We start from the raw sequence: 22570 nt of genomic DNA on the forward strand, positions 1-22570 counted from the left end.
CAAGGTGCCATAGCGGCGCGGACGTGCAGCAGCAGGCCGGCGATCAAGACCTGCGATCGGCTTGCACACCCACCTAGACCGCGCAACCGCATGGCCGATTGCGTCATTTGCCGCATGCAGCAGATGGCGTGGCAGCTCCGCGGTGACCGGTGTCTCAGGCCACCTGCGCCGCGGCGTGCAACCGGTCGGACAGGGCCATGATCTCGGCTGCCTCCTGCACGCGTTCGCGCCAGGCGGCGGGAATGCCCTGGACACCGTAGAACGCGCCAGCGAGCTGGCCGCAGATCGCCGCGGTGGTGTCGGCATCGTCGCCCAGGTTGGCCGCGCGCAGCACTGCATCGGCGAATGTGTCGGTGGTGGCGAAGCACCACAGTGCGGCCGACAGCGCGTCGACCACGTAGCCGGTGCCGCGAACCTGCGCTGCCGGCACCGCGGCGTGGTCGCGCGCGGCCAGGGCATGCACCGCCGGGGAGACCATTCCTTCGCACGACGTACGCAGCACCTGCTCGCGCGTTGCGCCGAGCAAGGCGGCCCGCACCTGGGCCGCGAACAACCGGCAGGCGTCCAGCGCTTCGGCGGCGGCATGGGTGGTGCGCGAGCTGTCGGCGGCACGCTCGCCCAGCTCGTCGGGGCGATGCGCGTAGTACATCGCCACCGGCGCCAACCGCATCAGGGATCCATTGCCGGCCGCGCGCGGATCGGCGCTGCCGCTGAAGGCGGGGCCGCCATCGAGATAGCGCTCCAGCGCCTGGCGCACGGTGTTGCCGATATCGAAACAGCGGCCGGTGCTGCTGAGGTAGCCGTGCTGATACCAGTTGCAATAGCGATTCATCTGGTCGGCGGGATCGAAGCCTTGCCGGTGCAGCAGGCTGTGCGCCAGGCACAGCGCCATCGAGGTGTCGTCGGTCCACTGCCCTGCACGCAGGGCGAACGGACCACCGCCGTGCATGTCGTCGATCGGCGTGAAGCTGCCGGGCGCCTGGAATTCCAGCGTGGTACCCAGCGCATCGCCGACCGCCAGGCCGAGCAGGCAGCCGCGAAACCGCGCGCGTTCGAGATCGCCGTGTGTCATGGCGCGGCGGTGGCGGCCTTCGCTGCGCGTGCGGCCTGTTGCTCGACCAGTGTCAGTGCAACGTTGTCGCGCAGGTACGCTGGCTCCACGCGCTCCGGCGCCAGCCCCTCGCCCCGCTGCAGCGCGGGCACCGCCAGCGAGAGCAGATCCGCGGCATGCGGCAAGGCACTGGCATCGACGCTGCTCAGCTGCGCGGCAAGGCGCTGCTGCAGCAGTCCGTCGGCGGCCGCAAATCCGGTTCCCACGCCGGCCACGCGCTGCGCCGTCTCGGGCATGAGCACCGCGTCGGGCGTGCACACGCGCTCCGGGACAAGTTCCAGCAGCCCTTCCTCGTTGCGCGCGAATACCCCGGCATAGACTTCGCCCATGCGCGCATCGATGCAGGCCAGCACCTGGCTCGCCTCGACCGGCGCGCGCAAGGCCAGCACCTGCAGCGTGGACACCGCCAGCACCGGCAGATCCAGCGCCAGCGCGATGCCCTGCGCAATGCCGATCGCCAGCCGCACGCCGGTGAAGGCGCCAGGCCCGCGGCCGACCGCGATCGCATCGAGCTGACGCCGGGTGATGCCGGCGTCGGCCAGCAGCGCGTCGGCCCACGGCAAGGCCAGTTCGGCGTGGCGACGCGGTGCCAGCTCGAAGCGCTCGATCACGCGTCCATCCACGTGCAGCGCAACGGAGCAGGCTTCGGTGGAGGTTTCGAAGGCGAGGATGTTCATGGGAGAAAGCCGGGACCAGGACCCGGAACTGGCCGGGAAGGTGCAAAGTTTAACTGATCGATTCGAGCCGCCGAGGCGGCATCCGGGATGTGCCACCCGGTGCACGCGGGTACCTGGGTGCAGGCGCTGGTGCGGACCGAAAGGCAGATGGACGGGACCGGGTACCCAGGACTGGGTGGAGCCGGGAAGGCGCCGTTCAACGGATCGATTCGAGGAGCCTAGGCGGCATCCGGATATGCCACCCGGCGCACGCGGGTGCTTGCGTGCACGCGCTGGTGCGGGCCGAAGGGCAGTGCGACCGGCAACGTTGCCATTGCATGCGAGCGCGACACACGAGCGCCCTGAGCACTCGGCCCCGCCCTTACCCGGCTCTCTGGTCCATGCCACCCAGTCCCGGCTCCTCAAAAAACGCCTGCACGTCGGCGAGGTCCCGCGTGCGCGCGAACGGCGGCAGCGACGTCATGAAGGTGCGCCCGTAGCTCTTGTTCACCAGCCGCGGGTCGCACAACACCAGCACGCCACGGTCGGTTTCGCTGCGAATCAACCGACCCACCCCCTGCTTGAGCGCGATCACCGCCTGCGGCAGTTGTTCGTCGCGGAACGGGTTGCCACCGTCGCGGCGGATCGCATCCAGGCGCGCTTCGAACACCGGGTCGTCGGGTGCGGCGAAGGGCAGCTTGTCGATCACGACCACGCTCAAGGCGTCGCCCACCACGTCCACGCCCTCGCGGAAACTGGCCGAGCCCAGCAGCACGCCATTGCCGGAATCGCGGAACCGCTGCAGCAAGGTCGCGCGCGGCGCCTCGCCCTGCACGAACAACGGCCACGGCGCGCCGCGCAAGGCTTCGGCCGCTTCGCGCAGCGCGCGGTGCGAGGCGAACAGCAAGAACGCACGACCGTTGGAGGCTTCCAGCACCGGCGTCAGCGCGCCGATCAAGGCAGTGCCGAAGCCGCGTGCGGCCGGATCGGGCAGGTTCGGCGGCAGGTAGCACAAGGCCTGGCGCGCCCAATCGAAGGGGCTGGGTTGCAGTAAGGTCACCGGATCGCTCAGGCCCAGCCGCTGCGCGATGTGGTCGAACTCGCCCCCCACCGCCAGTGTGGCCGAGGTGAATACCCAGGCCGCGTGCGATTTTTCGCGGTGTTCGCGTAGCGGGCCGGAGACATCCAGCGGCGTGCGCTGGCAACGGAAGCCGCGCGGGCTCAGTTCGTACCAGAGCACATCGTTGTCGACCACCGGTTCCGGCGGATCCAGCGCGAAATCGGCCACCGGCAGGTCTTCGCCCAGCCAGCGCGACAGGCGGTTCAATGCTTCCTGCGCACGTGCCGTGCAGCCGTCGAAACCCGGTGAGGCCTCACGCAGCGGCAGCAGGGATTCGCCCAACCGTGCCAGCGACGACAGCACGGCGTCGAACCCTTCGCGCACCTGCGGCTTGGCCAGCGCACGCCATTGCGTGCCGCGCGGCGGCAGCCCTTCCATGCCGGCACGCAGGCTGCGCAAGGCCTCATCCAGCTCCAGGATCGGTGCCTGCAAACTGGCCTGCGCGCCGGCAACCAGGCGCGCTTCGACCATGCAATCGCGTGCCAGCTCCTGCCACGGCCGCATGCCGAAACTTTCGCCGAAGAAATTGGCCGCCAGTTCCGGCAATTGATGCGCCTCATCGATGACGAAGGCCTGCGCACCGGGCAGGATTTCGCCGAAACCTTCCTGCTTGAGCGCCAGGTCGGCCAGCAGCAGGTGATGGTTGACCACCACCAGATCGGCCGCCTGCGCGCGCTGGCGCGCCTGCACCACGAAGCATTCGCCGTAGAACGGGCAGTCGGTGCCCAGGCAGTTGTCGACGGTGGAGGTCACCATCGGCAGCAGCGGCGAGTCGTCCGGCAAGGCGTCCAGCTCGGCCATGTCGCCGAACTGGGTACGCCCGCTCCAGGCCACGATGCGCTGGAACTGCGAGACCTGTTCGGGCGAGGCAAAGCGCGGTTCGCCACGCGCCTGCTGGGTGCGGTACTTGCACAGGTAGTTGGCGCGCCCCTTCAACAACGCACTGCGCAGCCCCACGCCCAGCGCTGCGCGCACGCGTGGCAGGTCGCGATGGAACAGCTGATCCTGCAGCGCGCGTGTGCCGGTGGAGACGATGGTCTTGAGCCCGGACAGCAACGCCGGCACCAGGTAGGCGTAGGTCTTGCCGGTGCCGGTGCCGGCCTCTGCCAGCAGCACATCGCGCTGCTCGAACGCTTCGGCGATGGCTTCAGTCAGCCGCAATTGCGCAGCGCGTGGCGCGAACGCGTCGAGCTGGCGCGCAAGCGCCCCGCCCTCGCTGAGCGCTTGGATGCTGGCAGTGGCAAGTTGGGACATGGGACCGAACGAAAAGCGGGCAGGAAGCACGACAGCCTAGCGCGTGCGCGATGACGCTGCCTGGGGTGGGCTTGATGGATCGCGCATATCCCCGCTGCTGCACCGGCAACCGTCGGGTGCACTGCCCCTGCTTGCTGAAGCCGCACTACACATCTGGGCGCACCTCGCCAGCTTGGCCGCGACGTGCTCAGGCATCCTAAAGCGCGCAACGGACACGGCCACACCAGGCATCGAGCGCGCCTGCCTTGCGGTGTGCGCAGTCGCTCCGATCGCCGGCCTCAGTACCGCTTCACGCCCGGCACGGTGCAACCGGCAATCTGCGCCTTGGCAGAGGCGGCGTTTTCCTTTTCGCCACGCGCCAGACGCGACTGCTCGATGGTCGCCCAATGCCGACGGCACAACGGCCCGGTCTTGGACCCCAGGTCGATCGCCTGCTTGGCGAAGCGTTCGGCCGCCGGCCAGTCGGCCTGCAGCACGGACACTTCCGCGCGTTCCTGCAGAATCGCCGGGTCGCCCGACACCAGGCCCAGCGCCTGATCCAGTGCCGCAGCGGCGCCGGCCAGATCGCCGGCCTGGCGTTTGCCCTTGGCGGTCTCGCGCAAATCATCCACCTGCGGGTCGCGCAGCGGCTGCACCGACAGTTCGGTGTCGTCCGCGCCGGCTTCGCGTTCGATCATCAACAGCCGCTGGGTCGGGGTGGTCGGGTCCACCGGGGTCGGCGGCGGCGCGGGTGGTGCGCTGACGCAGGCGGTGAGTGCGGCCAGGACGCCGATCGGGGCGAGCAAACGGTGCATTCGGTTCATGGGGTCGTTCCAATCAACGCGTGGGTGGGGCCGCGGCAGGTGCGGCGGCAGGGTCTTCGGGCTTCTTTTCCAGACCGAAGAAGCGGCGCCAGCCACCGCCGCTGGATTGTTCGGCAGGTGCGGCCGCTTCGCCGGGCGCGGCCTCGATCGACAGCGCGTTGCCCGCGCACGGTGCGTAGGCCGGCGTGAAGCCGACCACGAACGGGAACTGGCGCGCGCCCGGGCACCCCGGGTCGGTCACGCCGGTGCCGCTGGCGTCCACCCACTGCCAATCCAGGCCTTTGCCGCTGACCTTCAATGGCGCACTCGGCAAGCGGGCGAAGATGCTCGACCACACCCGCATCGCGCCGGTGGCGCCATACAGGCCGGTTTCGGCGTTCTGGTCGTTTCCCATCCAGATCACCGCCAGATGGTCGCCGGTGTAGCCGGCATACCAGCTGTCGCGACCGTCGTTGGAGGTACCGGTCTTGCCGGCCGGCGACAGGCGACCCAGGCCATCGCCCAGCAGCTGTCGCGCGGTGCCGTTGCTGACTACCTGCTGCAGACCGATGCTGATGAGGTTGGCGGCCACCGAATCGCCCTCCTGCGCCGGTGCCGGGGTCTTGTCGTAACGCTTGAGCAGCTTGCCCTGCGGATCGAGCACGCCGCGCACCGCATGCAGTGGCTGGATCTCGCCGCCGGCCGCCAGGAACTGGTAGAGCTGCGCCATGCCGTACGGGCTCTGGTCGGTCGCGCCCAGGATCAGCGACGGATTCGAGTCGGCCTTGATGCCGGCCAGCACCTGGATCAACTGGGCGATACGATCGGCGCCGACCTGCATGCCCACCCGCACCGTGGCCTGGTTGTAGGAATGCGCCAGCGCATCCACCAGCCGCACCGTGCCATGGCTGCGGCTGTCCGAATTGCCCGGCGACCAGGTCTTGCCGCGGCTGAGCTGCACCGTGACCGGCGAGTCGTCGACCCAGCTGGACAGCGCCCAGCGGTCCGGCGAGGCCAAGGCCAGCATGTAAACGAACGGCTTGAGCAACGAGCCCACCTGCCGCTGCGCTTCCACCGCACGATTGAAGCCCGGCTTGGCGACATCGCGGCTGCCGACCACGGCCAGCACATCGCCGTTATGCACGTCGGTGAGCACCAATCCCGCCTGCAGCGGCGGACGCTTCTTGTTGTCCAGCCGCTTGATGGTGCCGGTCACTGCGCCTTCGGCATACGCCTGCGCCGACGGCGACATGCCGGTGAGCACGCTCATGCCGGCGCCCTGCAGCACGCCTTCCGGATAGTCGTGCGCCAGCTGGCGCCGCACCAGGTCCACATAGGCCGGGAAGCGGTTGGCGGCGACCAGGCCGGGCTCGGTCGGCACGCCCAACGGCGCAGCCAGCGCGCGCTTGTATTCGGCGTCGTTGATCAGATTGTTTTCGTGCAACTTGCCGAGCACGAAATTGCGCCGGTCCAGCGCGCGTTCCGGGTTGCGCCGCGGGTCGTAGTACGACGGCCCCTTGACCAGCCCGATCAACAATGCGATCTGCTCGGTGGTCATCGAATTGAGGTCGCGGCCGAACCACAGCTCTGCGCCCGAGGACACGCCGTGGATCGCCTGGCCGCCGCGCTGGCCCAGATACACCTGGTTGAGATAGGCCTCCAGGATGGTGCGCTTGTCGTAGCGCGCCTCCATGATCACCGCGTACAGAATCTCGTTGAACTTGCGCGTGAGCGTCTGTTCCTTGCCGATGCCGAGCAGGCCGCTGCGGGCCAACTGCTGGGTCAGGGTACTGGCGCCCTGGCGGACCTGGCCGCCGGAGCGCGCCATGATCCAGGCCGCACGCACCATGCCGCTGAGATCGATGCCGTGGTGGCTATTGAAGTCGCGGTCTTCCACCGCCTGCAGGCCGGTGACCAGCAGTTCGGGCACCTCTTCCATGCGCACCAGGCGGCGCTCTTCCTGCTTCTGGCCGTACAGGGTGGCGATGCGCGCCGGGTCCAGGCGTGCGCTTTTGAGCGCCTTGCGGTCGCCGGCGTCGCGCAGGCTGGCCACGCGCCCACCGGCCAGGCTGACTTCGATACGGCGCGCCGGCACGCGTCCATCCACATCGATGTAGCCGCGGCTGGCGATGGTGAAGCGGCTACCGTCCTGCTGGTAGGTGCCGGCCAGCGTCGCCTGACCGTCGTCGCGGTACGACGCCGCGTCCAGTTCGGTCTTCAGGGTGGCCGCATCCAGTGCGTTGCCCGGCACGAGCACCAGCGGCCGGCCGTACACGCGGGTCGGGATCTGCCAACGCAGTTCGCCGAAGCGCTGGGTGACCTGCTTGTTCAGATACATCGTGTAGGGAATCAGGAAACCGAGCGCCAGCGCGAACGCGGCAAATCCCCAGACGATGAGTCTGCGTTGCCAGCGGGAGCCTTGCGCGTTGGTGTCGTCCTCGAAATCGTCGGGAGCGTCGTTGTCGTGGCGTCGGGGCACAGGAATGCGAGAATGTAGAGTCCGGCGAGTCTAGCAGCGCTGTCATGGCTGTGACCTGCCGAGCCCGTCGGCCGTTAAGAGCGGCTAACAAAACGACCGATACTGCTTCGCTGGGCACGACGTGTCCTCGGCGGCAGCAGGCATGGTTCGTACACTGCGCTGGCAGATGCAACGATTGCCTCGACCCGCGCGCTGCTCGCACCGTTCACTGCCATACCACGCTGGAGTTCCAACGCAATGTCGATGTCTTTGGCCGATGCGCGCTATCTGTTCAATCGCGTCCTCGGCCTGATCCACCGCAGCGTGGCCAGCATGCGCACGCGCGGCTGGCGCGCGACCTGGCAACGCATTCGCGTGCACACGCAGGCGCCTCCAGTCACCCTGGGCACGCCGCTGTGGCTGCCGCAGGCCGCCCCGTTTGCGGCGTTCGCGCTGCCGCACAGCGCTACCCCGCGGGTGACGGTGGTGATCCCGGTCTACAACCACATCGCGCACACCTTGGCCTGCCTGCGCGCATTGGCGGCGCATCCGCCGCTGCTGAGCGTGGAAATCATCGTCGTGGACGACGGCAGCAGCGACGCCACCGCTGAACAGCTGCCGCAGATCGCCGGCCTGCATTACCACGTGCGTGCGAGCAATGGCGGTTTCATCGCAGCCTGCAACGACGGCATCGCGCTGGCGCGCGGCGAGTTCGTGGTGCTGCTCAACAACGACACCATTCCGCAGCCCGGCTGGCTGGACCGGCTGATCGACACCTTTGCCCGGTATCCGGCCGCCGGCCTGGTCGGCGCGCAACTGGTGTACCCGGACGGGCGCCTGCAGGAATCCGGCGGCGTGGTGTTCGCCGATGGCAGCGCCTGGAGCTACGGCCGCTTCGAATCGTCCGAGGACCCGCGCTATGCGTATGTCCGCGCGATGGACTACTGCTCGGGCGCGGCCATCGCGCTGCCGCGTGCGCTGTTGCAGACACTGGGCGGGCTGGACCGGCGCTACATGCCGGCGTATTACGAAGACACCGATCTGGCGTTTGCAGTCCGCGCGGCCGGCTATCAGGTGCTGGTGCAGCCGGCCAGCGTAGTGGTGCATGATCAAACCCATGATACGAAGACAGAATCAGTGGTTGCGGAGCATCAAAGGCAATTCGCCGAAAAATGGTCACTGCAACTCAGCGAACAAATTCAGCAACCGGTGCTGCCCGGACCTGCACTGCTGCACCGCCACCAGCGACAGGTGTTGATCCTGGACGAGTGCGTGCCGCAGCCGGACCGCGACTCAGGCTCGCTGCGGCAGTTCAACCTGATCCGCCTGCTGCGCGAGGAAGGCGCGCATGTCGTCTTCGTGCCGACACGCCGCGAACACGCCGGGCGCCACACCCAGGCATTGCAGCAGCTCGGTGTCGAAGTCTGGTACGCGCCGTTTCTCGAAGGCATCGGCAGCTGGCTGCGCAGCCATGGCGCGCGATTTGCAGTGGTGCTGCTGGTACGCCACCACGTGGCGCATGCCTGCCTGCCGTTGCTCAGGCAATACGCGCCTCAGGCGCGCAGCTTGTTCGACACCGTCGACCTGCATTACCTGCGCGAACGCCGCGGTGCCGAGCTGGCCGGCGATGCCAACCTGCTGCGCAGCGCAGAACGCACCCGCCTGCGCGAGCTGGAGATCATGGCGGCCACCGATGTCACCGTGCTGGTGTCTGCCGCGGAACAGGCGCAACTGCGCGCCGATGCGCCACACATCCGCACCGCCCTGCTGTCCAACCTGCATGAAGTTGCCGGCAGCGGGCATCGCTTCGCGCAACGCCGCGACCTGGTCTTTGTCGGCGGCTTTCGTCATCCGCCGAATGTGGATGCGGTGCAGTGGTTCATCAGTGCCATCTTCCCGCAGGTCCGTGCGCAGCTGCCCGACGTGGTCTTCCACTGCATCGGTGCCGACCTGCCTGACGCCCTGACATTGTTGGCCGACGAATGCCCCGGCGTGCAGCTGCATGGCCATGTTCCGGACCTGGTGCCGTTCATGGACAGTGCGCGTATCGCGGTGGCACCGCTGCGTTTTGGCGCTGGCGTGAAAGGCAAGATCAATCTGAGCATGGCGCACGGCCAGCCGGTGGTCGGCACCACCTGCGCGGTGGAAGGCATGCACCTGCGCGACGGCGAGGATGTCTGCGTCGCCGACGATGCCGACGCCTTCGCCGCGGCGATCGTGCGGCTGTATCAGGATGCGGCACTGTGGCAACGTCTGGCCGACAACGGCTTGCGCAACGTGGCCGAACATTTTTCGCTGGAGGCGGCGCGTGACACGGTGCGCGCGTTGTTTATTGCCGAGTAAGCAGATGTTTCGGAACGACTGCTTGGATCGTCTGCATCGCCAAACGCCGCAGTCCGCAGCGTGATTGGCGATTGATCCGCCTGCGCCGCACCGGAAGGCTTCGCATTTAGCCTTATCCGCCCCTTCGGGACATCTTCTCCTGGTGGGAGAAGGGAGTGTGCGTGGCAACGCGCATGGCGTGCTTGTTGCGGGGCTGCACCGCATGGTTCCCATGCGTCTGCAGTACGCGTTGCATCTGATGCAAAACGCGGGGGGTTTGGAGCGTGAGACGGTGCCTGCATTTGATGCAACGCAGGTCCTAGACCGTGGGACTGCGCACGCCCGGCTGGCTCAGAAGTTGCCCGTATCGCCGGCAACCGCTCACCGCTGCTCGGCCACCGCCTTGACCCGCCGCGTGAATTCGGCCAGTTCCGGCAAGCCCGGATCCAGCTGATGTGCCTCATCCTGTGCACGGCGGGCGAAGGCTGCGTCTTCCTGGCCCAGCCGTTCGCTCCCGACCGCCACCCAGCGTTGTGCAAGGCGGCGGCGCGCACCGGCCAAGGCATCGGCAATGGGTGTCAGCGCCTGCCAGGCATCCAGGCACCCGCGCGCGGCACGCAGGCGGTTGTTGCGCAGTTCGTCCTCGAAACAACGCTGGCTGGCCGGTACCACGCGCGCCGCTGCCTGCAGCACGCGCGGATCGCGCGGTGCCAGCGCCTGCGCGGCACGCACGGCGTCGTAGGCGCTGGCGCCGGGCGGCGTCATCCAGTGTTGCTGCGCTTCGGCATCGGCAACGCGCTGCAGCAATGCCCGCAGACGGCGCTCGCGCGTGCTCCGCGACAGGCTCGCGTCCGGGCCGCGCTGGGCGTCGCGCGCGCGCGCAATCGCTTGCTCGGCCTGCACGATCGATGCGGCGCCGGGCACCAGAAGCTGCGCCTGACGCAAGGATTGCAACGCATCGTCGAAGTGGAAATCCGCCGCCTGCCGGCCGGCCTGTGCGGCGTACTCGTCCGCCACCTGGTCGCGGCCCCGCTGGGCACTTGCATCGCCAGGTTCGGCAGCCAGCACCGCGTTGAAATCGCGCGCAGCCGGAGCCAGGCGACCCCGTCGCAGCAAGGCCTGCGCCCGCTGGCGCCGCTGTTCCAGCACGCGGTGGTACTGGCCTTCGGTCAGCGGCATGTCGACATGCCCGGCGTCGTACCGCTTGGCCGCGGCCAGCAACGCCGACGCCTCGCCGAGCGCGTCGCGCGCCAGTGCGTGTCGTGCCTGCGCCAACAGGTCGGTCAAGGCGTCTTCGCGGCCTTCCAGTGCGTCGGTGCGGTCGGGCGCCAGGGTCAGTATGCGTTGATAGAGCGGCAACGCACTCTCCGGCGTGCCGTCCAGGCGGCCCTGCTGCTGGGCAAGCGCGGCCTGCGCCAGCAAGACATCCAGCCCGACCCGACGCGCCTGCAGCGCGCGCAGCCGCGCCGCGACCGGGGCGATCTGCGCCTGCGGCACCTCCAGGGCGCCTGCCAGCGCCAGCGCACGCTGCGCTGCTTCGACATCGCCTGCTGCAACCGCTGCCCGTGCCTGCGCTACCGCAGCAGCGCCGGTGCGCGCCAGCCCGGTCCGGGCTTCGCCACGGTCGCTGTCCAGTGCAAGTGCGGCGGCGAACAGTTCCCGCGCACCGCTGCCGTTGGCGGCGCTGAGCTGACCGCGCGCCAGGGCCGCATCGCCCCGCTGCAACAATTGCTGGATGCGCGTGTCCGGCCACAGCCAATCGGCCAGCGGCTTGCGCAGCACGACCACAGTGAGCAGGAGGCAGGCGCACAGCGCCAACACCATGCGCCAAAGCGCACGGCTGCGCAGTGGCGCCCAGAGGCGGGGCGATCTGGCCCAGCGCGGGAGCGGAGACATACGGTGGCGTCCATCCTTGGCGCGACCTGACGGGGACGCGTTCACCGCCTTATGGTAGCGGTGGAGGTTGCGAAGGCGGTGTGGGCTCTTCGGGATTCGGGATTCGGGAATCGGGAATCGGGAATCGGGAATCGGGAATCGTCAGGCAAGCACGGCGCCCTCCCCCTTATGTGCTGTGTTCGGATCGGTAGGCGCTGGCAAGATCTTCAGCATTCAGCCCAGCCGCCGCACCTCGCTCACCCCGGGCAACGCATCCAGCTTGCCGAGCAGACCGGACAGCTGGTCATAGTCGCTGACCTTCAAGCGCAGCCGCAGTTGCGCCCTGCCGGTATCGCGCACGTTGTCGCTGTTGATTTCCAGCACGTGCGCGTCTTCCTGGGCGATCAGGTTGGTGATGTCCTTGAGCAGCCAGCGGCGGTCCACCGCCCGCACCTGCACATCCACTTCGTAGCCGCTGCCGGCCTTGCCCCACTCCACTGGCAACACCCGCTGCGGGTGGGCGGCGGCCAGGCGCGCCAGTGCCGCGCAGTCGGTGCGGTGCACGGTGATGCCGCGACCGCGGGTGAGATAGCCGGCAATCGGTTCGCCGGCCACCGGCTGGCAGCAACGCGCCAGCTGCACCAGCAAATTGCCCACCCCCTCGACGGTGAATTTGGATTTCCCCAATCCATCGCGCCGCGCGGTCGGCCGCGGGGGCGCCGGTACTGCCGGCTGGGACGCGGCACGCTCGGCTTCCAGCAATGCACGGCTGACCTGGTTCGGACCGGTATCGCCCAGGGCGACCTGGATATACAGCTCATCTATATTTTCGGCGTGGAACTTGCGCGCGGCCACGCTCAGATCCGCATGCTGCAGGCCCAGGCGCTTGAGCTCGCGATCGAGCAAGTCCTTGCCCGCCTGCACGTTGCGTGCGCGGTCCAGCTTGTGGAACCAGGCGCGCACCTTGTCGCGCGAGCGCCCGCTGGCCAGAAAGCCGTTGGAGGCCAGCAGCCAATCGCGGCGCGGATCGGCTTCCTTGGCGGTCATGATCTCCACCCGGTCGCCGCTGCGCAGCCGATAGGTGAGCGGCACGATGCGGTCGTTGACGCGCGCGCCACGGCAGCGATGCCCGACCATGGTGTGCACGTGATACGCAAAATCCAGCGGCGTGGCACCTTGCGGCAGATCGATCACCTCGCCCTTGGGAGTGAGCGCATACACGCGGTCTTCGATCAGCTCGGCATCCAGCGCGCCGGCCAGTTCGCCATGCTCGCCTTCCTGCACCTGCTCCAGCAGTTGGCGCATCCACAAAATCTTGCGGTCGAACGCCTTTTCGCCGCCCTTGCCGCCTTCCTTGTATTTCCAGTGCGCGGCCACGCCGAGTTCGGCCTGGGCGTGCATTTCGAAGGTACGAATCTGGATTTCGATCGTGCGCCCTTCCGGGCCCACCACTGCGGTATGCAACGAGCGGTAGTCGTTGGCCTTGGGCCGGGCGATGTAATCGTCGAACTCGCTCGGCACCGGCGCCCACAGCGAATGCACCGCGCCCAACGCGGCATAACACGCCGCCACGTCCTCGACCATGACCCGCACCGCGCGGATGTCGTACAACTGGTCGAACGACAGCCGCTTCTTCTGCATCTTTCGCCAGATGCTGTAGATGTGTTTCGGCCGCCCGCTCACCTCTGCGCGCAGGCCCTGCTGGGCAAGCGCTGCCGACAAGGTGCGCTTGACCGCTTCCAGGTAGCGCTCGCGCGCCACGCGGGTTTCGTCCACTTCGCGGGCGATGCGGCGATAGGTCTCCGGCTCCAGATGCCGGAACGCCAGGTCTTCCAACTCCCACTTCACCTGCCAGATGCCCAGCCGGTTCGCCAGCGGCGCGTGGATGTCGCGCGTGAGCTGGGCCAGCGCGCGGCGCTCATCTTCGCTCAGGCGGTCGGCAACGCGCATGCGTGCCAGCTGACGTGCCAGCAAGATCGGCACCACGCGCAGGTCGTGGATGATGGAAAGCAGCAACCGCCGCAATCCTTCGCTGTTGCGCCCGGCCTCGCGTCCGGCGTGCAGCGCCCAGACCTGATCGGCCGCATCCAGGCCGTCCAGCAGGCCTTCCACCGCCACCCGTCGCTCCGCCGGCTGCCACGGCAGGCTCGCGATCGCGTCACGCAAGGCAGGCAAATCGAACAGCAGCGCTGCAATCAGGGTGGCTTCGTCGGCGGCCAGCAGCGCCAAGGCATCCAGGGTGTCGCCGAGCAATGCCCACGGCACGCTATCGGTCTGTGCGGGCGGCAGGTCCTGCCAGGCCCGCGCCAGCGCGTCGCGTACTGCCGGTGCGATCGAGGCCACGGCCGGACGCTGCAGCAACGCCTGCAGGCGATCAAATGAGGAACTGGTCACAGCGGTGGGCACGGCGGCGGGCAACAACGGGGAGCTGATGACTACGGTAACGTGCGCGTCACCTTCTCCACAACGCGTTTTACCGGGGCCCCCACTGCGCAGGACGACGCGCGTGCTTATGCCAGGTTCACCCCGCAACGTCTTGATTCGTCAACGGCTGCCGCGAAAAGCGGCACGGCGCGGCAAACGGAAATCGGAACCTCTGCGCCTTTTTACGTGCCCTTTACAACTGCGCCAGACCGCCTGCCTATGCTCGGGGCACGTCGTGCGTTGCATCCAGCAGCCAGCGACGTTTTTCCCAACTGCGAGGTAGCCGTATGAAGACCTGGAAGAAGCCTTTCGTTCGTGAAGTCAATTGTGGCGCCGAAATCAACTGCTACGTGTCCGGCGAGTTTTGATCCTGCACGTTTCACGCTTACCTTGCCGCCCTTCCTTTTGATGCATGACCGGCAATTGCCGGCAGATTAGGTCCCGTTCTCCATGCGCATCATTGTTTTGGGATCGGCGGCCGGCGGTGGGCACCCGCAGTGGAATTGCCATACCCCCGCAAGCCTGCGGGCGTGGCAGCAGACAGACGGTGCCCAACGTCGTACCCAGGCCAGTATCGCGGTCAGCGCCGATGGCGAGCGCTGGGTGCTGATCAACGCCTCTCCCGATTTCCGCCAACAGATTCTTGCAACACCGGCGTTGTGGCCGCAGCAAGGGCTGCGCCATTCGCCGATTGAGGCGGTGCTGCTGACCAGCGGCGAGATCGACCACATCGCCGGGCTGCTCTCGATGCGCGAAAGCCAGCGGTTTTCGTTGCATGCCAGCCGCCGCGTGCTGGACTTGCTCGCGCAGAATCCGATTTTCGACGCCGTCAATCCGCACTACGTGAGCCGGCAACCTTTTGCGCTGGACACACCGTTGGCGCTGTGCGGATTAGCGCTCACGCCGTTTTCGGTGCCCGGCAAGGTGCCCTTGTTCATGGAATCGCGCAGCGGCGGCGACCTGGCTGGATCAGATGAAGAAACCCTCGGACTCACCATCGACGATGGCCGCCACCGCATGCATTACATTCCCGGCTGCGCTGCGATGACCGACGCCTTGCGTGCGCGCCTGCAGGGGGCCGAACTGGTGTTCTTCGACGGCACGTTGTGGCGCGATGACGAGATGGTGCAGCTGGGCATCAGCCAGAAGACCGGCCAACGCATGGGCCACATGAGCATCGACGGACCCGACGGCACCTTCGCCGCATTCGCACCGTTGAACGTGGCGCGCAAGATCTTCATCCATCTCAACACCACCAACCCCGTACTCAACAGCCTCTCGCCCGAGTTCGCCAGCGCGCGCGCCAGTGGTTGGGAGGTTGCACATGACGGCCTGGAGATCGCCCTGTGACCGCCCTGCTCAGCCCCGACCAACTGGAAGCGGACCTGCGTGCCATCGGCGCGCGCCTGTATCACGACCAGCATCCGTTCCATGCGCTGTTGCACCACGGCAAGCTCGACCGAGGCCAGGTGCAGGCCTGGGCGTTGAATCGCTTCGAATACCAGCGCTGCATTCCGCTGAAGGACGCGGCGATCCTGGCGCGCATGGAAGATCCGGCGCTGCGGCGGATCTGGCGGCAACGCATCCTCGACCACGACGGCAATAGCGCCAGCGACGGCGGCATCGCGCGCTGGCTGCACCTGACCGATGCGCTGGGCCTGGAGCGCACGCTGGTGGAGTCCGGACGCGCGCTGCTGCCCGGCACGCGCTTTGCGGTGCAGGCGTACCTGCAGTTCGTGCGCGAAAAGAGCCTGCTCGAAGCAATCGCCTCGTCGCTGACCGAATTGTTCGCGCCCAACATCATCGGCCAGCGCGTGGCCGGCATGCTCAAGCATTACGACTTCGTCTCGTCCGAAGCGCTGGCCTATTTCGAGCATCGCCTGACCGAGGCGCCCCGCGATTCGGATTTTGCGCTGGACTACGTCAGGCAGCATGCCGATACGGTGGAAAAGCAGGCGCTGGTCAAGGCCGCGCTGCATTTCAAGTGCTCGGTGCTGTGGGCACAACTGGATGCACTGCACGTGGCCTACGTGGCGCCTGGCATCGTCTGGCCGGATGCCTTCGTGCCGGACCGCGACGCCGGCCGGGTTGCGGCATGAGCGGCATTACCCGCGACAGCCAGCCAGCCTTGCGTGCAGGCGTGCGCTTGCAGCACGACCGCGCGCGTGATCAATGGGTGCTGCTGGCACCCGAACGCGTGGTCGAACTGGACGACATTGCCTTGGTGATCGCGCAACGTTATGACGGCACGCGTTCGCTGGCGCAGATCGCGCAGGAGCTGGCTGCACAATTCGATGCGGACGCGGCGCAAATCGAAGCGGACGTGATCGAACTCACCGATACCCTGCATCAGAAGCGCCTGCTGCGGCTATGAGCATCGCGCCGCCACCGCTGTCGGTGTTATTGGAATTGACCCACCGCTGCCCGTTGGCGTGCCCGTATTGCTCCAACCCGATCGCGCTGGCGGCGCTGCGCGAAGAGATGGACACCGCAGGCTGGCGCTCGCTGTTGCAGCAGGCCGCCGACATGGGCGTGCTGCAGGCGCATTTTTCCGGCGGCGAACCGATGCTGCGCAAAGACCTGCCCGAGCTGGTCGCCCATGCGCGCGGGCTCGGGCTGTACAGCAACCTGATCACCTCCGGCGTCGCTGGCGGCGAGCCGATGCTGGACCAACTGCAGGCGGCCGGGCTGGAACATGTGCAGTTGAGCGTGCAGGACGTCGATGCGGCCGGTGCCGACCGCATCGCCGGCTACCGCAATAGCTTGTCCAAGAAGCGCGAATTCGCCGCCGCGGTCCGCGCCCGCGGCCTGCCGCTGACGATCAATGCGGTACTGCACCGCCATAACGCCGAACGTGTGCCCGGCATGATCGCGCTGGCGCTGGAATGGCAGGCCGAGCGCATCGAAGTGGCGCACACCCAGTACTACGGCTGGGGCCTGCGCAACCGCGCTGCGTTGATGCCCAGCCGCGCGCAACTGCTGGCCACCATCGACGCGGTGGAAACCGCGCGTCGCCAGCTCGGCGACCGCCTGGCGATCGATTTCGTCACGCCCGATTACTACGCGCGCCAGCCCAAACCCTGCATGGGCGGCTGGGGCCAGCGCTTCGTCAATATTTCCCCGCGCGGCGACGTGCTGCCCTGCCATGCCGCCGAAACCATCGAGGGCATGCGCTTCGACAATCTGCGCGAGCGCTCGCTGGCCGATATCTGGAACAACGGCGAGGCATTCGTGCGCTTTCGCGGCACCGCATGGATGCCGGAGGTGTGCCAGGGCTGCCCCAAGCGCGAGATCGACTGGGGTGGCTGTCGCTGCCAAGCGCTGGCGCTCAGCGGCGATGCCGCCACGCTGGACCCGGTCTGCGAACGCTCGCCCATGCATGCGCAGGTGCGCGCAACCGCCGAGCTGGAGTCGGCATCGCCGGCGCCTGCCTTCGTCTACCGCCGCCCAGAACGCCCGGCACCATCCACCGCCGACACGCTGGAGTAAGCCGCGTCGGCCGGCGCCAACAGCGTCTACACTAGGCCCCTCTTCTTCTTTGGATGGCTTCCATGTCGCTTGCGCGCCGCATTCCCTTGCTGGTTTGCCTGACCGTGGCGCTGCATGCCGCCCCCGCCCTGGCGCAACGCGCGGTGCAAGGCGACCTGCAGTCGCAGATGAGTGCCGAACAGTTCAAGGCCGCCGGCCTGGACAAGCTCGATGCCAGTGAATTGGCCGCGCTCAACGATTGGCTGCAGGGCAAGGTCGCCAAGGAGGCTGCCGTGGTGGTCGAACAGGCCAAGGAAGCCGGCCGCCAGGAAGTGATCGTCAAGAACCGCGGCTTCTTCGACTTCGGCAGCAAGGAGCCGATCGAGAGCACGATGGTGGGCGACTTCAAGGGCTTTGCAAAGGGTCGCGTCTACACGCTGGCCAACGGTCAGGAGTGGGAACAGACCGACGCCGCCAGCCTGTCCGGCGTGCGCAAGGACGCACCCAAGGTCAAGATCAAGCCGGGTCTGGTCGGCGTGTGGTATCTGCAGATCGAGGGTTACAACACCCCGGCCAAGGTGCGGCGGATCAAGTAAAGGCACCGGCCAAGCCTGCGCGGCTACCGAAGACGGTCGCCGCGCCTGGCATCGGCACGCGCGGCGCGTATCCCGCCGCTGGGCGTTGCGCATGCGAGATCAATCGCAGCCGCTTTAGGTCGCTCGCTGCAGAACAGCGCATGCGCAAGGCGGCGTGGGTGACGGCAGACGCAGCGCAAGCGTCAGTGCGTACCCGCCACGCCCAGGCGCAGCCAACGCGGCGCGCCGAATCATCGCAACTCGGCATCGTGCAGATGCAGCCCATTGCCGGTCGCGACAGGTGCCGTGGTCCTTACCGTCAGGGACCACGCGTACACTCGTGCACACCGCGCCACCCCCGCCGCTGACGCGACCGCTGACTGCGTTTTCCCACGCGATTGGTCGTAGCAATTGCTGGCCCCACGCACGGTTTCTGGAGAACCCGCATGCGCTCGAAGACCTCTTGCAGCCTCGCCCTGTTATCGTCCCTGACACTCTTTGCAGGCGTCGCGCCCGCTGCCCCCGCCGCGGCTGCTGCGTCGCCGGCGGAGCACTGCGCCAATGCGCCGGAAGTTGGCTTCGGGCAAGCCCTGGTGTGTTACCACGATGCCATCGAACAACAACCGCTGACTTATACGCGCGTTGGCACCAGCAGCGTTGCCGGTGTCGAGCGGCGCGACTACCTGCTGACCTCGCAGGACTGGTCGCCCGAGGGACTGGTCACGCCAGCGCGCTGGCAGCACGACGTGGCGATCTACGTGCCGAAAGAGGCCTTGCCCACGCGCGCAGTGTTGATCTCAACCAACGGCACGCGTCATCCAGTGGATGGCGGTACGGCGCAGCCGGCCAGCGAGTTGGCGCCCGAGGCGCTGGCCGCCTTGGCGCAACGCACCCGCACGGTGGTGATCGCGCTCAGCGACATCCCCAACCAGGCACTGACCTACCAGGGCGATGCCACCCCGCGCCGCGAAGACGACAGCGTGGCCTATAGCTGGTCGCTGTTTCTCAAGGCATCGCAGCAGCGCAAGACACTGCCGCTGCACGTGCCGATGGCGGCCGCGATTGCGCGCACCATGAGCCTGGCCGAGCGTGAACTGGCCCCGCTGCGCATCCATCGCTTCGTCCTCGCCGGCGCCTCCAAACGCGGATGGGCCAGCTGGCACGCCACCATCGCAGACCGGCGCGTAGAGGCGGTGGCGCCATTGGTGATCGACATCCTCAACATGCCGGCAGTGCTGGAGCATATGTTCCGCACCTATGGCGGCAACTGGCCGATCGCCTTCAATGCCTATGCAAAGCAGGGCATCACCTCACAACTGCAGACCCCGGCCTTCGCGCAGTTGGTGCAACTGCAAGATCCGCTGAGTTATTTGCACACGCCGTACCGCACGCGGCTGACGGTGCCCAAGTACATCGTCAATGCCAGCGGCGACGACTTCTTCATGCCGGACAACACCCAGTTCTTCTACAACGCGCTGCCCGGCGCAAAGGCGCTGCGCGTCCTGCCCAACAGTGCGCACAACATCCGCGCCTCCGTCGTCGATACCCTGGCGCCGTTTATCACGCGCCTGCAGCAGCAGCGCCCGCTACCGCAGGTAAGCGATGTGTTGCGTATGGGCGAAGCGCCGCAGATTCGCTTCCGCTCCTCCGAGCGGCCCACGCAGCTGCAGCTGTGGAGTGCACATAATCCACAGGCGCGCGATTTCCGCTACGCCTGCGGCATACGCTACAGCGCCACGCCCATTGCGCTTGCCGGCCGCGGCATGGTCCCGGTTCCGGTGCAGATTCCGGACGACGGCTGGAGCGCATATTTCATCGAAGCCACTTACGCGGACGGGTTCGTTGCCACCAGCCAGACCTATGTGCTCGGCAAGCAGCGCTACCCGACCCAGGCACCGCCCACCGATCATGCGGCCTGCAGCACGTTGCCTGGCGCGATCGCCGGTGCCGCCGTGCGCTGACGCAGGCCTTGAAGCAGGGTGGATGGGGCAATAGCCGACTGAAGCCCCTGGTGGGCAGCTGGGTGCCATGCGCCGGCTTGCCGAGTCCGCTTTTCGGCAACCACTGCGCCCGGTTGGACGCATTTGTCCACTTTGCGCAACGAAGTCCGCACAGACAATGCCTAACGGCACATTTTGGCACTTGAGTACGCCACCAAGATCGATCCAACCCGACTGATCCATTGACATCGTTGTCACCAACTCCTACACAGGCCCCTACTCGCTGACGGCATCGGCCGCTCAGACGGACCAAAGGACTGAATGTGGCTGCGATTTCGCGTTCTGATTACGCCTCTGCCTCGCCCGATGTCCCCGTTGCCACCAGCTTCGTCGCTGCCGATGTCGGTGGCACGCATGTGCGTGTCGGGCACATGCTGCAGGCGCGCGATGCAGCCATCGAACTGTCGCTTTACCGCACCTATCGCTGCGCCGAATACGCCAGTCTCCAGGCCATCCTCGAGGACTTCCTGCAACAACGGCGCGGCGTCGATGCGGTGGTCATCGCCAGTGCCGGCGTGGCGCTGGACGATGGCAGCTTCATCAGCAACAACCTGCCCTGGACGATCTCGCCCAGCCGCATCGGTGCCGCACTGGCAGTGCGCAACGTGCACCTGGTCAACGACTTCGAGGCGGTGGCCTACGCAGCGCCACAGATGGAACAACGCGCCGTGCTGCAACTGAGCGGGCCGACGCCGCGCCATGCGCGTGCCAACGGGCCGATTCTGGTGGTGGGCCCCGGCACCGGCCTGGGTGCAGCGCTGTGGATCGATGCCAAGCCACGCGCGATCGTGCTGGCCACCGAAGCCGGCCAGGTCGCGCTGGCCAGCACCCACCCGCACGAATATGCCTTGCTGCAACGCCTGTTGCGTGACCGGCACTATCTGCCACTGGAGCACGTGCTCTCCGGCCCGGGATTACTGCATCTCTACGCTGCGGTGTGCGAGCTGCATGACGCAACGCCGCGTCATCGCCTGCCCGCTGCGGTGACACACGCAGCGCTGCACGAAGACGATGCGCTTGCGCGCGAGTGCCTGCAGATGTTTTGCGGCCTGCTGGGAAGCGCGGTCGGCGACATGGCGCTGGCCTATGGCGCTGCCGGCGGCATCTATCTGGCCGGGGGCTTCCTGCCGACGATCGGCCAGTTCCTGGCTGGCAGCACCTTTGCCGAGCGCTTCCTGGACAAGGGCAACATGCGCGCGGTGCTCGAACGCATCCCGGTCAAATTGGTCGAGCACGGGCAACTGGGCGTGCTCGGCGCGGCCAACTGGTATCTGCAGCACCACACCGACCTGTCGTAAGCGATCTACCACGCGTTCTACCCCGAGCGCGCGTCTGCAAGACCCCGCATCCGGCGAGCAGCAGCCCGCCGTCCATCCCTGTGCGTGATGAGGAGAGACATCATGAAATACAGCACCACCCTGCTGTCCAGCGCCATCGCAATGTCGCTGGCATTCGCTGCGCAAGCCCAGGACAGCGTTGGCACGCAAGCCACCGACCTGGATGCCGTCCAGGTGGTCGGCATCCGCGCCAGCCTGGAAAAATCGCTCGACACCAAACGCAACAACACCGGCATCTCCGAGGCGATCACTGCCGAAGACATCGGCAAATTCCCAAGCACCAACGTGGCCGAAGCGCTTTCGCAGATCCCTGGCGTGACGTTGGACAGACGCTTCGGGCAAGGCGAGCGCGTGAGTATCGACGGCACCGACCCCAGCCTCAATCTGTCGTTCCTGGACGGGCATCCGGTCGCGCAGGCGATCTGGCTCTACGGCGAACAGCCCAGCCGCGGGTTCGATTACACCCTGCTGGCCCCGCAGATCCTGGGCCGTGCGGAAATCCTCAAATCCTCCGAAGCGCGCCTGACCGAAGGCAGCCTGGGCGGCACGGTGCTGATGCACACGCGGCAGCCGCTGGACCTGAAGGTCAACGAAGTGGCTGCGTCCATCGGCTACAGCTACAGCGACCAGGCCAGCCAGGGCAAACCCAACGCCGCACTGCTCTACAGCTGGAAGAACGCGGCGCAGACTTTCGGCATTGCGGTGTCGGCGCAGCATTACGAAGAGCGCGTGGACCGCCGCGGCATGGAAGTATTCGGCTACGTACCGGCCAGCACCTTCGCCAATGCCGCAGGGGACGTGCCTGCCGATGCGGATGTGCCCAACTCGATCAACGCTGCCTGGTTCCAGCAGGATCGCGAGCGCGACAGCGCGGTGGTCAACCTGCAACTCAAGCCCAGCGAGGCGCTGGAGTTCAATCTGAGCGGCCTGTACATCAAGGAGAACTTCGACAACTACAACCAGTCGATGTACAGCTTCTTGACCTGGAATGCCGGCACGGTGGCGGCGGTGGACCAGCTTGGCGACGTCCGTAACGGCGTGATCAACAGTGGCCACTCCAGCACCAATGCCATCCCGCTCGGCGGCACGGTGATCTACGACAACAACGTGCGCGAATCGGAGGTGACGACCAAAGGACTGGACCTGCGCGGCGCCTTCCGCGGCGAGGGTTGGGGCGTGAAGAGCGTG

At 67.2% G+C, this 22570-nt stretch carries 16 protein-coding genes and 1 pseudogene; 10 read left to right on the top strand and 7 right to left on the bottom strand.

Features of this window, described 5'->3' with window-relative positions:
• Positions 1-154: 154 nt before the first annotated feature.
• The 5 genes from ACCQ00_RS15350 to mrcB form a co-directional block, all read right to left on the bottom strand.
• A complete protein-coding gene (locus ACCQ00_RS15350) occupies positions 155-1072 on the bottom strand; it encodes an ADP-ribosylglycohydrolase family protein (RefSeq protein ID WP_039567991.1) in 918 nt (305 codons plus the stop codon).
• Positions 1069-1788 (bottom strand): tRNA (adenosine(37)-N6)-threonylcarbamoyltransferase complex dimerization subunit type 1 TsaB, encoded by a 720-nt coding sequence (gene tsaB, locus ACCQ00_RS15355; protein WP_017155557.1) that lies wholly within the window; start codon positions 1786-1788, stop codon positions 1069-1071. The genes ACCQ00_RS15350 and tsaB overlap by 4 nt, the downstream gene beginning before the upstream one ends.
• A 361-nt stretch (positions 1789-2149) precedes the next feature.
• Positions 2150-4141, bottom strand: a complete 1992-nt coding sequence (yoaA, locus tag ACCQ00_RS15360; RefSeq protein ID WP_039584090.1) for a DNA repair helicase YoaA — start codon at positions 4139-4141, stop codon at positions 2150-2152.
• Between the two features lie 278 nt (positions 4142-4419).
• A complete protein-coding gene (locus ACCQ00_RS15365) occupies positions 4420-4944 on the bottom strand; it encodes a hypothetical protein (protein ID WP_039567998.1) in 525 nt (174 codons plus the stop codon).
• 13 nt (positions 4945-4957) lie between these two features.
• A complete protein-coding gene (mrcB, locus tag ACCQ00_RS15370) occupies positions 4958-7402 on the bottom strand; it encodes a penicillin-binding protein 1B (RefSeq protein ID WP_039567999.1) in 2445 nt (814 codons plus the stop codon).
• 237 nt (positions 7403-7639) lie between these two features.
• On the opposite strand from mrcB, the gene ACCQ00_RS15375 reads away from it, so the two are divergent.
• Positions 7640-9724 carry a glycosyltransferase gene (locus ACCQ00_RS15375; RefSeq protein WP_039568000.1) on the top strand — a complete coding sequence of 695 codons (2085 nt, stop codon included), beginning with the start codon at positions 7640-7642 and terminating at the stop codon, positions 9722-9724.
• Between the two features lie 360 nt (positions 9725-10084).
• On the opposite strand, the gene ACCQ00_RS15380 is transcribed toward ACCQ00_RS15375, so the two are convergent.
• Both ACCQ00_RS15380 and ACCQ00_RS15385 read right to left on the bottom strand, forming a co-directional pair.
• Positions 10085-11527 (bottom strand): hypothetical protein, encoded by a 1443-nt coding sequence (locus ACCQ00_RS15380; RefSeq protein ID WP_039568001.1) that lies wholly within the window; start codon positions 11525-11527, stop codon positions 10085-10087.
• Between the two features lie 285 nt (positions 11528-11812).
• On the bottom strand, positions 11813-13999 hold the full coding sequence (locus ACCQ00_RS15385; RefSeq protein ID WP_039568002.1) for a RelA/SpoT family protein: 2187 nt from the start codon (positions 13997-13999) through the stop codon (positions 11813-11815).
• Between the two features lie 290 nt (positions 14000-14289).
• Between ACCQ00_RS15385 and pqqA the strand changes: the two genes are divergently transcribed.
• The 9 genes and pseudogenes from pqqA to ACCQ00_RS15430 all read left to right on the top strand — a co-directional run.
• The gene (gene pqqA / locus ACCQ00_RS15390) at positions 14290-14370 is read left to right on the top strand and encodes a pyrroloquinoline quinone precursor peptide PqqA (protein WP_078585717.1); all 81 of its coding nucleotides are present in this window, start codon (positions 14290-14292) and stop codon (positions 14368-14370) included.
• 82 nt (positions 14371-14452) lie between these two features.
• A complete protein-coding gene (gene pqqB / locus ACCQ00_RS15395; RefSeq protein WP_039568003.1) occupies positions 14453-15352 on the top strand; it encodes a pyrroloquinoline quinone biosynthesis protein PqqB in 900 nt (299 codons plus the stop codon).
• Positions 15349-16101, top strand: a complete 753-nt coding sequence (pqqC, locus tag ACCQ00_RS15400; protein WP_039568004.1) for a pyrroloquinoline-quinone synthase PqqC — start codon at positions 15349-15351, stop codon at positions 16099-16101. Before pqqB ends, pqqC begins: the two co-directional genes overlap by 4 nt.
• Positions 16098-16376, top strand: a complete 279-nt coding sequence (gene pqqD / locus ACCQ00_RS15405) for a pyrroloquinoline quinone biosynthesis peptide chaperone PqqD (protein WP_017155548.1) — start codon at positions 16098-16100, stop codon at positions 16374-16376. Before pqqC ends, pqqD begins: the two co-directional genes overlap by 4 nt.
• The gene (gene pqqE / locus ACCQ00_RS15410; protein ID WP_039568005.1) at positions 16373-17491 is read left to right on the top strand and encodes a pyrroloquinoline quinone biosynthesis protein PqqE; all 1119 of its coding nucleotides are present in this window, start codon (positions 16373-16375) and stop codon (positions 17489-17491) included. The genes pqqD and pqqE overlap by 4 nt, the downstream gene beginning before the upstream one ends.
• A 62-nt stretch (positions 17492-17553) precedes the next feature.
• Positions 17554-18066, top strand: coding sequence for a hypothetical protein (locus ACCQ00_RS15415; RefSeq protein ID WP_017155546.1), 513 nt, complete (start codon positions 17554-17556; stop codon positions 18064-18066).
• Positions 18067-18491: 425 nt separating this feature from the next.
• Complete coding sequence (locus tag ACCQ00_RS15420; protein ID WP_039568006.1) at positions 18492-20006, top strand: PhoPQ-activated pathogenicity-related family protein; 1515 nt, start codon at positions 18492-18494, stop codon at positions 20004-20006.
• Positions 20007-20308: 302 nt separating this feature from the next.
• Entirely contained in the window at positions 20309-21343 is a 1035-nt protein-coding gene (locus ACCQ00_RS15425; RefSeq protein WP_039568007.1) for a glucokinase family protein, read from the top strand.
• Positions 21344-21445: 102 nt separating this feature from the next.
• Positions 21446-22564, top strand: a pseudogene (locus tag ACCQ00_RS15430) (TonB-dependent receptor plug domain-containing protein); the annotation flags it as partial.
• Positions 22565-22570 lie beyond the last annotated feature (6 nt).

It is taken from the genome of Xanthomonas sp. NCPPB 3761 (assembly GCF_041475705.2).
GTDB lineage: Bacteria > Pseudomonadota > Gammaproteobacteria > Xanthomonadales > Xanthomonadaceae > Xanthomonas > Xanthomonas phaseoli.

Coding starts and splice junctions, on each gene's coding strand:
- ACCQ00_RS15365 (WP_039567998.1), bottom strand. CDS start 4,944: ATGAACCGAATGCACCGTTTGCTCGCCCCGATCGGCGTCCTGGCCGCA.
- ACCQ00_RS15350 (WP_039567991.1), bottom strand. CDS start 1,072: ATGACACACGGCGATCTCGAACGCGCGCGGTTTCGCGGCTGCCTGCTC.
- pqqE (WP_039568005.1), top strand. CDS start 16,373: ATGAGCATCGCGCCGCCACCGCTGTCGGTGTTATTGGAATTGACCCAC.
- pqqA (WP_078585717.1), top strand. CDS start 14,290: ATGAAGACCTGGAAGAAGCCTTTCGTTCGTGAAGTCAATTGTGGCGCC.
- ACCQ00_RS15380 (WP_039568001.1), bottom strand. CDS start 11,527: ATGGTGTTGGCGCTGTGCGCCTGCCTCCTGCTCACTGTGGTCGTGCTG.
- yoaA (WP_039584090.1), bottom strand. CDS start 4,141: ATGTCCCAACTTGCCACTGCCAGCATCCAAGCGCTCAGCGAGGGCGGG.
- tsaB (WP_017155557.1), bottom strand. CDS start 1,788: ATGAACATCCTCGCCTTCGAAACCTCCACCGAAGCCTGCTCCGTTGCG.
- ACCQ00_RS15420 (WP_039568006.1), top strand. CDS start 18,492: ATGCGCTCGAAGACCTCTTGCAGCCTCGCCCTGTTATCGTCCCTGACA.
- pqqB (WP_039568003.1), top strand. CDS start 14,453: ATGCGCATCATTGTTTTGGGATCGGCGGCCGGCGGTGGGCACCCGCAG.
- ACCQ00_RS15415 (WP_017155546.1), top strand. CDS start 17,554: ATGTCGCTTGCGCGCCGCATTCCCTTGCTGGTTTGCCTGACCGTGGCG.
- ACCQ00_RS15375 (WP_039568000.1), top strand. CDS start 7,640: ATGTCGATGTCTTTGGCCGATGCGCGCTATCTGTTCAATCGCGTCCTC.
- pqqD (WP_017155548.1), top strand. CDS start 16,098: ATGAGCGGCATTACCCGCGACAGCCAGCCAGCCTTGCGTGCAGGCGTG.